This is a genomic window from Pseudoalteromonas sp. Isolate3 (assembly GCF_022398505.1).
Lineage (GTDB): Bacteria > Pseudomonadota > Gammaproteobacteria > Enterobacterales > Alteromonadaceae > Pseudoalteromonas > Pseudoalteromonas apostichopi.
Window position 1 is genome coordinate 15,188 of record NZ_JAKEVN010000046.1, and the last position, 13,298, is coordinate 28,485.

At 40.8% G+C, this 13,298-nt stretch carries 10 protein-coding genes; 5 read left to right on the forward strand and 5 right to left on the reverse strand.

Going from position 1 to position 13,298, the window contains the following annotated elements:
• Positions 1 to 131: 131 nt before the first annotated feature.
• A complete protein-coding gene (locus L1D46_RS10880; RefSeq protein WP_130052795.1) occupies positions 132 to 2,531 on the reverse strand; it encodes a TonB-dependent receptor in 2,400 nt (799 codons plus the stop codon).
• A 150-nt stretch (positions 2,532 to 2,681) separates the two neighbouring features.
• Complete coding sequence (locus L1D46_RS10885) at positions 2,682 to 3,902, reverse strand: MFS transporter (RefSeq protein WP_130052794.1); 1,221 nt, start codon at positions 3,900 to 3,902, stop codon at positions 2,682 to 2,684.
• Positions 3,903 to 4,040: 138 nt separating this feature from the next.
• Between L1D46_RS10885 and gtfA the strand changes: the two genes are divergently transcribed.
• Positions 4,041 to 5,513 (forward strand): sucrose phosphorylase, encoded by a 1,473-nt coding sequence (gene gtfA, locus L1D46_RS10890; RefSeq protein WP_130052793.1) that lies wholly within the window; start codon positions 4,041 to 4,043, stop codon positions 5,511 to 5,513.
• Here gtfA and L1D46_RS10895 read toward each other — a convergent pair.
• Positions 5,510 to 6,541: a LacI family DNA-binding transcriptional regulator gene (locus L1D46_RS10895; protein WP_130052792.1), complete on the reverse strand. Its 1,032-nt coding sequence runs from the start codon at positions 6,539 to 6,541 to the stop codon at positions 5,510 to 5,512. The two genes, gtfA and L1D46_RS10895, sit on opposite strands and share 4 nt — an antisense overlap.
• A 128-nt stretch (positions 6,542 to 6,669) precedes the next feature.
• Between L1D46_RS10895 and L1D46_RS10900 the strand changes: the two genes are divergently transcribed.
• The gene (locus L1D46_RS10900; RefSeq protein ID WP_130052791.1) at positions 6,670 to 7,341 is read left to right on the forward strand and encodes a YoaK family protein; all 672 of its coding nucleotides are present in this window, start codon (positions 6,670 to 6,672) and stop codon (positions 7,339 to 7,341) included.
• Here the strand turns inward: L1D46_RS10900 and L1D46_RS10905 are convergent.
• A complete protein-coding gene (locus tag L1D46_RS10905; RefSeq protein ID WP_130052790.1) occupies positions 7,331 to 8,239 on the reverse strand; it encodes an AraC family transcriptional regulator in 909 nt (302 codons plus the stop codon). The genes L1D46_RS10900 and L1D46_RS10905 overlap by 11 nt on opposite strands.
• A 177-nt stretch (positions 8,240 to 8,416) precedes the next feature.
• Between L1D46_RS10905 and L1D46_RS10910 the strand changes: the two genes are divergently transcribed.
• Both L1D46_RS10910 and L1D46_RS10915 read left to right on the forward strand, forming a co-directional pair.
• Positions 8,417 to 9,937 (forward strand): aldehyde dehydrogenase family protein, encoded by a 1,521-nt coding sequence (locus tag L1D46_RS10910; RefSeq protein WP_130052789.1) that lies wholly within the window; start codon positions 8,417 to 8,419, stop codon positions 9,935 to 9,937.
• Between the two features lie 129 nt (positions 9,938 to 10,066).
• Positions 10,067 to 10,552, forward strand: coding sequence for a GNAT family N-acetyltransferase (locus L1D46_RS10915; protein WP_130052788.1), 486 nt, complete (start codon positions 10,067 to 10,069; stop codon positions 10,550 to 10,552).
• Positions 10,553 to 11,079: 527 nt separating this feature from the next.
• On the opposite strand, the gene L1D46_RS10920 is transcribed toward L1D46_RS10915, so the two are convergent.
• Positions 11,080 to 11,553, reverse strand: coding sequence for a hypothetical protein (locus L1D46_RS10920; RefSeq protein WP_130052787.1), 474 nt, complete (start codon positions 11,551 to 11,553; stop codon positions 11,080 to 11,082).
• A 206-nt stretch (positions 11,554 to 11,759) separates the two neighbouring features.
• Between L1D46_RS10920 and L1D46_RS10925 the strand changes: the two genes are divergently transcribed.
• Positions 11,760 to 13,244 carry a S41 family peptidase gene (locus tag L1D46_RS10925; protein ID WP_130052786.1) on the forward strand — a complete coding sequence of 495 codons (1,485 nt, stop codon included), beginning with the start codon at positions 11,760 to 11,762 and terminating at the stop codon, positions 13,242 to 13,244.
• Positions 13,245 to 13,298: the final 54 nt, after the last annotated feature.

The window sequence follows — 13,298 nt, forward strand, 5'->3', positions numbered from 1 at the left end:
GATAATTTATTATCTGTTTTTTTACTAGAAAGGGAGTAATTACGACTATTTGCTCAATTGAGGCTGGAAAGTTGGTTATTAAAGCTGAAAAAGCCCAGTAAAAACTGGGCTAAAACAAGGGAGTTTAGTGATTAATAAAAAGAATATTTTAAAGTAAGTGACGTTGTACGTCCGTTAATAGTACGGGCACGGATAATGTCGTTATCTGGTACTGAGCCTTCTTCTGCTTCTGTGATACCTATGGTGTCAAACAGGTTGTTCACATTAAGCGATAGGCTTAAGTTTTCAGACAAGTTGTAACTTACAAAGCCATTTACTTGTGTGTAGCCATCGAACTGAAGATCATTACTATCTTGTGCGTAAGCATCTGTTGTACCAATAAAGCTCAGACCCGCTGCACCTTTGTCAAAGTTGTAAGTGGCCATTAGTGAGTAGATAAGGTCAGCTTGACGACGTGGTGTATTACCTACTAACTCCGGCGATAACGCATCTTTAGCGATTTCTGCATCTGTCCATGTAAAGTTACCACGGAAATCCCAATCGCCTACGTAGTAAGTTGATTCAACCTCAATACCTTTGGCTTCATATTCGCGGTCAAAGAATTTTTGCGATGTGGCTTCGAAGTTTTGTTCTTCAGTTTCTGCATAGAATGCTGTTGCAAATACTGATAGTGAATCAAAACGTTTTTTCACACCGAATTCGTATTGATTTACTTCATCAATCGCATCGGCTTCAGCAACTGAACCATCCGCTTCTACTTTACCGAATAGTAAGCGATCTGCATTTGCACGGCCGCCTTTACTAATACGAGCAAATGTCGCAAAGCTTGGATCAATTTGGTAATTAGCACCAATTGAGTATGAGCTGTAGTGCCAGTCATAGTTAACAATGCTTGGGTTTGCGTTATCTATACCAACTACACTTTGCTCCGGAATTGAGATTGTACCGTCGCTATTCATATCAACAGTTGATGTTACGGCGCCTGCGTAGTTACCACGCGCTTCACCTGAATCGTAACGAGCACTTGCATCAATGCTTAAGTCACCAAATTTAGTTGCTAAGTTAATGTAAGGTGCACGTGTTTCGTACTCTGTATCATAGTTGCGTTGACAGCAGTTACCCCAATAAGGAGTGCCATAGGCATATAAGCCATTATCAGAATAGCTATCACCATTAGCAGCGTACACATCGAGTAATGCTGCGTTATCGCCTTTTAGCTCCATAACATATGAGTTCCAAAGCCATGACATATCAATTGATTGGCTTGATGCAAAGTAACCAAAGGTCATGCTTGTGTCATCAGAAAACGATTTAGTTAACTTAAGGTCGTTAACTATTGAACCCATGTCGTTTAGTGTTACATCAAATGTGTGGATGCGCATTGCTAAATCGTCATCGCCATAAGCTTGGCCTGCTGAGCCACCATTTGCATAAACAAGTGATGCGCCATCACCAGCAATGCTAGAGGCAATTGAGCTTGCACTTGCTACTTCAGCTGGAATAAGAGAAATAAAATTACCGCTTACAGATGATGTTCTAAAACGGTTTTCGATGCGCCAGTCGTTATCTAAATCAAAAGCAGCTTCAAAGCCAACAGATGTAACAACCGGATTCATACCATCAGTCATGTCACCAGTGCTAATTTGATTATCACCATTTAAACGCAGTGTTTGTGTGAAAAGTGCTGAATGTGGCGTATCTGATTGTGCATCAAAACCAGGGATTGAATCGCCATTTGAGTACATAGGCATAGGTAGGTAACCTACACTTTTATCATCAAGGTGCTTAAAGTAAACACGCACATAGCCGGCATCAAATTCTTTAGTAAGGTTCGCCTTAATCTGGCCCCCTTTATTTGATGTATATCCAGTTTCACGCGGGCCTTCGCCTTGGCGAACAAAACCACCTATGTGATAACGCACACTGTCGTTAAGATAAGTACCATACTCAAAGTCTGTGCGAATTGAGTCATAATCAAGGCCTACAGTGGTTGATACACTGCCAGACTCGTTCTCACCGGTTTTAGAAATAAAGTTGATGATACCGCCTGGTGCATCACTTGCCGCTGTAGATGCTGAGCCACCACGGATTGATTCAACACTCTGTACTGTTGAATCTAAGCGCATGAAGATATCTGCGTTACCAAAAGCAATATCGCCAAACTGCATCACAGGTAAGCCGTCTTCTTGTAGTTGTAAGAATTTGGCACCACCCGATGCAACTGGTAAGCCACGTACTGCGATGTTGGCGTTACCTTCACCGCCAGTTGATTCTGAACGTACACCCGGGATTGTTCTGAATGCTTCTGCGGTAGAGCGTGGTGTTGATACTTCAATTTCAGCTAATGTAACACTGCTAACTGAAGAACTTGATGCCATAATTGTCGTACGGCGCGGTACACCTGTTACAACAATCGTTTCAAGGCCGCTTTTTTTAGCCTCTGGTTGTGCTTGCTCTTCAGCGTGTAAGTTTTGACTTACTGCTAATGCAAGCGCGCTTAATGTATAAAGGGCATGTTTGTGTGTTGTCATAATGTGCCTCGTCTCAATCCCAGATGGTTTGTTGTCTAAATTGCTATCTTAATCGATTAAGTAAAGATAACAATAATTTTACATAATGCAAGTTTTTTAGCGAAAAATTTGCACAATTTATGTTCGACAATTGATTTTTAAGAGTTTTATTTAGTGGCTTAGTGCGCTGTGCTGCGCTAATGCTTGCTCAGCAGGGTCACGTAAATAGTTATATAGCATGGCTAAAAACAATAAACATGCGAAACCTGTTGCGAGATAAAAGCCGTAACGAATGTGACCAAAGTAGTCACTGATCACACCCATTAATAACGGCCCCGCTGCAGCCGAAAGGGCGGTAAAAAACAAAATAACCCCAGCGACCGCACCGTGTTGCTGAACCGCAAAGCAAGAAATACCTTTCGAGTTTAAAGTTGGGTAGATCATCGACATAAACAGCCCCGATAATGGTAATAAGAATACCGCCCAATCAACGCCACCAAAAATTAAGCCTAAATAACAAAGAGCAATGCCTAAGCTTAGATACAGCATTGCCGCTTGCCAACTTAAATGATTTAACAGCCATACCGCTAAGAAACGCCCTGCAGCACGTAAAATGAAAAATAGGGTTAGCGCATATGTTGCCAGTAATTGCCATGGGCCGTTGTAATCACTAAGTAAAGTGGGCATCCATACATATATAGCCACTTCGGTCGCAACATAAAGAGCAATTGCTAAGGAAAAGCCAAGTGCATAGGGGTTTTTCATCATACTCATTGTGGTTGCAAGTGATGCTGGTTTAGCATGCTTTTCAAGCTTTTTAGGTTTAGGGTATTCTGCACGCCAAGCGATTAAGGTCAAAATTAAGCATAAGACCCCAGCGATGACATAAAGATAAGTCCAGCTTACCTGTTGGGTGATTAAAAAGCTGACAAGTGCAGGGCCTACAATGGCTCCAACACCAAAGAAGCCTTCGACCAAGTTCATTGTTTTTGTATGCTCTAAATTGTTTTTAGAGATGTCACCTAGTAACGCCAATGCGCCGGTTTTGAACAAGCCAATAGCAAGGCCAATGCAGCTAAGTAGCACTACAAATATACTAAAACTGCTGCTAACGGCAAATAAGAAACAACTTATTGTAAATAAGCCTAGTCCCAGCATTATGGTTTGCTTGCGACCAAAACTATCAGCCAAAAAACCTAAAAATAGGCCGCTAAAGGCAATTAATGCCATTGGTGCATAATGAAAGGCACTGGCCTGAGTCATGCTTAAGTTAAATTCATTGATAAGCTCTGGAATGATCATACCAACCGCATCAGATGTCATAGCAAACATAAAAAACATCATGTATGTCAGCCATCTAATGGTTTGCAAAGGATCGTGTGTTCTATTCATTGTTGTATCCCCACCGAAAGGTCTGCACCTTTACTATATATATTAGTGTATAAAAATTGTAAAAACTGCTTGAATAATTTGCTGTCGTGGTTAAAGATATATCTTAATCGATTAAGTTTCAACTTGGTATTAACAATTATGATCAACAATAAAGTGCAATTAATCACCTACGCAGACCGAATTACAGGTCAAGGTATTGATGAGTTAAGTAATTTATTAAATGGCCCACTTAACAATGTGTTTGCAGGTGTACATTTGTTGCCATTTTATAACCCGATTGATGGCAGTGATGCTGGCTTTGATCCCATTGATCATAGCGAAGTAGACTCGCGTCTTGGTAGCTGGGACGATATTAAAGTGCTTGGTGCCAACTATGATTTAATGGCTGACTTAATTGTTAACCATGTTTCAGCACAGTCTTTTCAATTTAAAGATGTATTAGCTAAAGGCAAGCAATCTGAGTTTTGGGATTTATTTCTAACCAAAGATGATGTATTCCCAAATGGTATGTCTGAGGCTGAACAACAAGCGATTTATCGTCCGCGTCCTGGTAGCTGCTTTACGCCAATTGCATGCGGCGATGGCCAAACCTATGATTTTTGGACTACATTTACCGATAATCAAATTGATATTAATGTGAAATCAACGGCGGGCATCGAGTACTTAAATACTGTACTTGGCAAATTTGCTGATAATAATGTTAACATTATTCGTTTAGATGCTGCTGGTTACGCTATCAAAGAAGCAGGCACAAACTGCTTTATGCTTGACGAAACATTTGAATATTTAAATAAGCTTTCTGCGCAAGCTAATGAAGCAGGTATGGAAACCATTGCTGAGATTCATAGCCACTTCCAAACTCAGGTTGAAGTCGCAAAGCGTGTAAACATGGTATATGACTTTGCCTTACCACCACTTATTTTACACAGTTTGTTTAGCAATGATGCGCAAGCTCTACTGAACTGGCTAACAATTTCGCCGCGTAACTGTTTAACGGTTCTCGATACCCATGATGGCATTGGTATCATTGATGCGGGCCCTATGGGTGATAAACCGGGCTTATTAAACGCCGCGCAAATTGATAACTTGGTAGAAACCATTCATGAAAAAAGTGAAGGGCAAAGTCGCCTTGCAACTGGTGCAGCTGCAAGTAACGTTGATTTATACCAAGTAAACTGTACATATTACAATGCATTGGGCGCAGATGACTTTGATTACCTACTAGCGCGTGCGATTCAATTCTTTGCACCAGGTATTCCACAAGTTTATTATGGCGGCCTGTTCGCTTGTGAAAATGATATGGAATTACTGGCTCGCACAAATGTAGGTCGTGATATTAATCGCCCATATTTAAATGCACAAGACATTGATGCAGCGCTTGCTAAACCTGTCGTTAAAGGCTTGATTAAACTCATTCAATTGCGTAATGAGCACTCAGCTTTTAATGGTGAATTTATTGCTAAAGGTGAAGGCAGTGTATGTCGTTTAAGCTGGCATGATGATAGCAGCTCAATCGAGTTAAAGGTCGACTTTGCAAGCCGTGAAGTGATGATTCTTGATCAGCGAGATGGCGGGCAAAGCATGACTAATTTAGCTGACTTATTAGCTTAACTGCTTTGACCCAATTGCAGCTGATAGTCGATTTCGGCTGTTTGCTGCTCTTTAGATATAAACAAGGTCGCAGCAATGCGGCCTTTTTCTTCGCTATTTTGATGGACAGTTGTGAGTTTTGGCACAAATCGCTGTCCTTCATCTATACCATCAAAGCCCACAATTCTGACATCCTCAGGAATTGATAACCCCATTTTTAATGCTTCGCGCATTGCGGCAAGGGCGATTAAATCACTCATACACAACAATACATTTGGTCGTGGGGTGCTGCTAAGTGCTTCTTTAGCAGCAATGCTAGCGAAGCGTTCGCTACTTTCTGGAATATTCCATGTTCTATCATCACCAAGGGTGACGCCAGCATCGCTGATTGCTTGGTGATAACCGCGCAGTCGTTGATGAGCGATAGACTGACCAGCCTCAAATTCATGATGTTCGTAAACTCGGCATAAAACGTCGTTATCGAGTAAGCGCAGGCCTAAAATAGCAACCCGATCATCATTATTTTGTAGTGCGTGTTTGGCAATATCAAAGCTGGCTTGTTGGTTGTTTACGTTTACAGAGGCATCGCGACCGATGTTAAAATCGACAGTTACCACATGTTTTGGTACTTGTTTCAATTGTTCAACAAGTTGCTTATTACGTGGGCGACCGTAGCAAATAAAACCATCAACAAAATCAACCACGCTATTTAGGTTATCGTTGTTACCTGAAAATAATAAAAGATTGATGCCGTTTTTTTCGAGTACTGCTGACACACCACGCATAAAGCTACTTGCAACCGGATCTGATACCATATATTCAACACTGTCTGGTAGCACTAGGGCAACAATATTAAAGGTGCCACGACGTAATGATTGCGCCGCTTTATTGGGACCAAAATAGCCTAGCTTTTTACATGCAGCTAAGATCTCTTCACGGCGCGCCTTAGATAATTGATCCGGACGGTTAAACGCATTTGATACGGTAGCATTTGAAACACCTAACTCTTTGGCGATACTTTTCAGCGTCCAACTTTTTGGCTTTGTCATTATAGCTTCTTAATCGATTTACTTAATTGTAAATTACCATATAAAGAGTCGAAAAAAAGTGTTTTTAGTCATAAAAATTAACGTACCATAAAAGAATGAGTAAGAGAGCAAAAAAAGGCGAGTAGCGAGTGATTTCTAAGTTACCAAAGTGGGTTGAGATTGGGGCATTTATTTTGGCGTTGGTAGCCGGTTGCGTGAATGCAGTTGGGTTACTTAGTTTTGAACATCAAGCTGTATCACATTTATCAGGAACTGCAACTTTGCTTGGCGCAGATCTAATGCATGGCAATAGCCTTGATGCTTTACATTTATTAGGCGTATTACTGTCATTTTTAGTAGGTTCTGGTATTGCAGGGTTTTTACTGCATAGCTCTGCACTTAAATTAGGTCGTCACTACGACACCGCATTATTAATCGAAGCAGGGCTTTTATTAGGCGCACTTTGGCTATTGTTTAATGGCTCTGGTTATGGGCACTTTTTGGCTTCTGCGGCATGTGGATTACAAAACGCATTGGCAACGACCTACAGTGGTGCAATCGTTCGTACCACTCATGTGACAGGGATCTTTACTGATTTAGGTATTATGTTTGGTCGTTTTTTCCGAGGTGAGGAGCTTGATAAGCGTAAGGCTAAGCTATTTGGCCTAATCATCTTCGGCTTTATTTTAGGTGGCTTATCAGGTGCATGGTTATTTGCAAAATTTAGCTTTTCGGCGCTTTATGTACCAAGTATTATATGTATTTTATTGGCATTGACCTATCGGGTTTATACTCGTTGCAATCCTAGGTTTAATGGTTAGCGATACTCTTAGGGGTTGCGCCAAAGGCTTGTTTAAACACACGACTAAAATGGCTCGGGTTATTAAAACCTAATTGATAACAAACCTGACTAATAGCCTCACCTTTTTCGAGCAATTTGTATGCTTTTTGTAAGCGTAATTGCTGCTGCCAAAGAGCTGGGGTGACACCAAATGCTAGCTTAAATTGCTGATAAAACTTACTGCGGCTCATACACGCTATCTTACATAACACATCAATATCAATATTCTCTGCGAGATGTTGTTCTATATAGCTAATTACATGGCTCATTGGAGTGGCAAGTTTACCTTTCTTACAGCTTGCGATCATTAAATCTCGGCTTTGTTGCTGTAATAGGCGGGTTATTAACTCATTGAGTGATAGATCAATTAAGTAATCACGGTGTTGTTCATTTTCGCTAAACAGAGTAATCATCCGTTCAAGCAGTTGTTGGGTTTGCAGGTTATGCTGTGTATGGACTAGCTTCGTTTGATATTGGAAAAAGTCATCTTGTGTAATTTTCTGGTTAAAATTTAGTATATCAACTACTTGGCTTATTTTGTCTGTGCTAATTTCAATCGCTAAACAGGTTGTTGGTTGGTTGAGCGAAGCATTTGGAAAATCGATTAATACACCTTGCTCTGGGGCCAGTACAAATGACTGGTTTGGCAAGAACTCTTCATGATAATCACTGTCAGCAACATGCATGATTTTTTTGCCACTGATCATGCCGCAAAATAATAATTCAGTGGAATGCAGCGCTACTTTTTGCGCATCTAAATAGGTGTCGTAAATACTTAATTCAGCATGCTCTCCAGCAAAACTTACTTTATTTTCAATAAGCACATCAATACGTTGCCGTTTCTTATCTAAACTTCTGCTGCTAACTGATGTGTTCATTGTTGCCTCGCTGTCGCCCTAAATTCTGGACAAATAGTCAAAAAGTCTGGACTAGGAATCAAGTGTACTTCTATTAACTAAGCTAACTTCAAAAGCTAGCGGTTCATTAAACAATAACCTACCGCGTAATTTAGTCAATGCTAAATAAAACACAACAATTTGAAGAGAGAACACATTATGATTTATGCAAACCCAGGTAGTGAAGGCGCAAAAGTTAATTTTAAAGCGCAATACGAGAATTATATTGGTGGCCAATGGGTTGCCCCTGTAAAAGGAGAATACTTTGAAAACATCAGCCCTGTGAACGGTAAAGTGTTTTGTAAAGTACCTCGTTCATCAAAAGAAGATATCGAGCTGGCACTTGATAAAGCCCATGATGCAAAAGCAGCGTGGGGAACAACGTCAGTCACAGAGCGCAGTAATATCTTATTAAAAATAGCCGATCGCATTGAACAAAATCTAGAGATGCTCGCGGTTGCAGAAACCTGGGATAATGGTAAAGCAATTCGTGAAACTCTGGCGGCAGACGTGCCATTAGCGGCCGATCACTTTCGCTATTTCGCAGGCTGTGTTCGCGCACAAGAAGGCTCTATTGGTGAGATTGACGAAACCACCGTTGCGTATCATTTCCATGAGCCTCTGGGTGTAGTAGGGCAAATTATTCCTTGGAATTTCCCATTATTAATGGCTGCATGGAAGCTTGCTCCAGCTCTTGCTGCGGGCAACTGTGTTGTTTTAAAACCGGCTGAACAAACACCTGCATCAATTTTAGTGCTGCTTGAAGTCATCGGTGATTTGTTACCAGCAGGTGTTCTAAATATTGTGAACGGTTATGGTAAAGAAGCTGGCGAAGCCCTCGCAACCAGTACTCGAATTGCTAAAATTGCCTTTACAGGTTCAACGCCGGTAGGTTCACATATTTTAAAATGTGCTGCTGATAATATTATTCCATCAACGGTCGAACTAGGTGGTAAATCGCCAAATATCTTTTTTAACGATGTAATGGAAAAAGATGATGAGTTTTTGAGTAAAGCTATAGAAGGGGCTGTACTTGCATACTTTAATCAAGGCGAAGTTTGTACCTGTCCATCGCGTTTATTTATTCAAGAAGACATTTACGAGCAGTTTATTGAGCGTGTTCTTGCCCGCACTTTACAAATCAAACGTGGTAACCCACTTGATACAGAAACCATGGTCGGCGCACAAGCATCGCAAGCTCAGTTTGATAAGATCCTAAGTTACATCGAAATTGGTAAACAAGAAGGGGCTGAAGTACTCGCTGGCGGTGAAGTAGAGCAGCTGTCAGATGAGTTTAACGGTGGCTACTACATTCAACCAACACTTTTAAAAGGCACCAACGACATGCGTGTGTTCCAAGAAGAAATCTTTGGCCCCGTTATTTCAATGTCGACCTTTACAGATGAAGAGGAAGCATTAGCACTTGCCAATAGCTCAGAGTTTGGCTTAGGGGCTGGTGTATGGAGCAGAAATATGAATCGTGCTTATCACTTTGGCCGTAAGATTGAAGCGGGCCGCGTTTGGACAAACTGCTATCACATGTATCCAGCGCACGCTGCGTTCGGTGGATATAAAAAATCAGGCATTGGCCGCGAAACACATAAACTCGCCCTTGATCATTACCAGCAAACTAAAAACCTATTAGTAAGTTACAGTGAAAATCCACTGGGCTTCTTTTAAAAGCAATTTCTTATTGTTGTCGAAACTACCCAAACGCCACGTCTAGTGGCGTTTTTATTTTGCGCAAATGTATTCCCAAATCTTCTTTTCTGTTATTAATAAATCATTGTTGAGTAAGGAATTTCAAACATGATTAGAAATACAACGGTTGATGATAGTAAAGCCATTGCTGCAATTTACAATCACTATGTTCTCAATAGTACGGTTACATTTGAAGTTGATGCTATCACAGACGTTGAAATAGCAAAGCGGATACAGGCTAATCTTGCCTCTGGCTTACCTTGGTTGGTTGCCGAAATTAATGGCAAGGTTATTGGATATTGTTATGCAACACCTTGGAAAGCACGTAAAGCTTACCAACACTCAGTGGAAATTTCGATTTATTTAGATGCTGGTAGTCATGCAAAAGGGGTTGGTACACAGCTCTACGCTGCACTGTTTGCTCAGCTAAAAGCGCAAAATGTACATGCTGTTATGGCAGGGATTGCATTACCTAATGTAGCAAGTATCGCCTTGCATGAAAAATATAATATGCAAAAGGTCGCGCATTTCCAGCAAGTTGGAAAAAAGTTCGCTCAGTGGGTTGATGTAGCTTATTGGCAAGTTATTTTATAACGGGCATAAAAAAGCCTGGCGAACACACAAGCCAGGCCTTTGACAACAATTTGGTTGAGTCACCGCAAGTGCCATGACTCGGAATAAAAAAGCTTAGAGAACACACAAACTAAGCTTTTGACAACAATTTGGTTGAGTCACCGCATGTGCCATGACTCGGAATAAAAAAGCTTAGAGAACACACAAACTAAGCTTTTGACAACAATTTGGTTGAGTCACCGCAAGTGCAATGACTCGGAATAAAAAAGCTTAGAGAACACACAAACTAAGCTTTTGACAACAATTTGGTTGAGTCACCGCAAGTGCAATGACTCGGAATAAAAAAGCTTAGAGAACACACAAACTAAGCTTTTGACAACAATTTGGTTGAGTCACCGCATGTGCCATGACTCGGAATAAAAAAGCTTAGAGAACACACAAGCTAAGCTTTTGACAACAATTTGGTTGAGTCACCGCAAGTGCCATGACTCGATATATGAAAAAGCCCAGAGAACACACAAGCTAGACTTTTTGTGACAACAATTCCGTTATAAAGCTAAGTTTTTCTTAGCGCGGTTTAGGTTGTGATTGACTAAATCATTACCCGATATTTTTACCGCTTCATAAAAATCTGACAGTGCAGCTGTGTCGTTTTTCGACATGATGCGTGCGATACCTCGATTACTTAAAGCGAAAGAAGTTAGCTCTCGGCGTTTATATCCGCGTACTTCGCTTGTATTAAGAAGCTTGATAGCTTCAGTACAAAGTGATTCTGCATCACTGAAGTTTTTAGACTTCACACTTGCTGCGCAACGATTGAATGCAAGTTCGTATTGGCTGTTTGAGTCAGTCGCTTGAGCTGTGCTATTTAACACTGCATCATATTGGCCTTGCATAATTGCTTGCGATGAATCTGAGTCGCTAATTACCATTAGTTTGTAGTCACTTTGATCAGCGATTGCAAAAGCTGAACATGTCAATAAAGAGCTAAGAGCAAGTCGTTTTAAAAGTGGTTTAAACATGATTGGTTTCCTCGTTAATCGCAGCATCGTTTGCTGATGAGTTAACTTTAGAGTAATCCATCTAAATCGACAAACGATTAAAATAAACCTGATAGATGAATTTTTTTAATCTATTCATATGTGAAGTACTTTTCATTGCCACAACAATGTCTTAGTGATTAAATAGGGTGTTTTTTGAACATAATGACTATTTAAAATGGATTTTTATGAAACGCTTGGCGCTTTACTCATCACTTATCTTTACAGCTCTTAACTTTAGCTCACTTAGTGTGGACATATGTCGCGCCAATGAGGCTAATACAGTAACTAACTCTGAAATTAATTGGTCTGAGCTTGCTATCAAAGATGTTGAAGCGGCTTATCAGTTATCGGTTATAAACCACCCTGGGATGCATGATGTGCGTAACTCTGGGTTTGTAAAACAGCTCGAAAAAGCAAAGCAAGAAGGCTTAAAGCTGGCTGTAAAAGCGCATAGTTCACAAGGTTTTTCTGCAGCTATTGCACGTTTTAGAACCATACTACAAGATGGTCATGCGGGAGCGGTTGATACCTTACCAAGTGAACTAAAGCCACAAAGAAGTTGGCCGGGCTTTTCAACTGTTTGGCGCGGTGATGCGTTGAAAGTGTATTACAGCGAACTAGATACAGTTGCCAAAGGCGATAAGCTCGTGAGCTGTGATAATACAGCAATTGATACTTTGCTAGTTGAGCGTGTTTTTCGCTATTACGGAGAAGTTGAACAACCCGGTAGTTGGTGGAACCATGGTTGGCGACTAACGATTGATGATGGAAATCCATTTTTGTCGCCTCTTGAGCGCTGCACTTTCGAAAAAGCCGACGGCTCTGCTTACAGCTTAAAGTTAAACTGGCGTATTAGGCCTGATACTGTCAGTGAAAATCTTAAAAATGCTTACAACGGCGATAAGTTACCAATTGAGCTTAATTGGCCTTTAGAGAATATTGCTTGGATCAGCATGCCAACTTTTGCACCCAATGAGCAGCAGCAAGCGGATTATCAAGCGATGCTGAGCGCTATTGAACAGCAACATGATAAGTTAATGCAAGCTAAAGCTGTGGTGCTTGATCTTCGTCATAATCAAGGTGGCTCATCGATGTGGAGTGAGCAAATAGCCTCAGCACTTTGGGGCAGTGAACAGTTTAAATATGGCCGCTATGAGTTACACAAAAATACCCAAGTGTGGTGGCGAACTTCTAAAGGTAATACTGACTATTTAGGTGATGTAGTCGCAAGCTATGATAAGGCTAGCCCGTGGTATCAATGGCTAAAGACGACCCACGAAAGTATGCAGGCGGCTTATGAAAAGGGTGAACATTATTATGTCGAGATACCTGCAGCAGAGCGACAAGCAATGCCAAAAAATGCCAGCAAATTTACTACACCGGTTTATGTGATTGTGCCAGGGCAATGTGCTAGCGCCTGTTTAGATGCACTGGATAGTTTTAAGCTGTTTGCAAACACACAATTAGTAGGCGCACCAAGTAGTACAGACTCTACCTATATGGAAGTGAGGCTCGAAACCTTACCTTCAGGCTTTGCTAAAGTCATTCTGCCGATAAAGGTCTATGTAAATAGACCACGTGAAAAAGGCTTTTATTATCAACCTGATATTAAATTCAATGAGCTTGAATGGACAACACAAGCGCTTGTTAAAATGATAGCTGAGTTGTAATTAAACAAGTTCTCCTTGCTTTTTTATATAATATGAATACGATCTGTATATGTT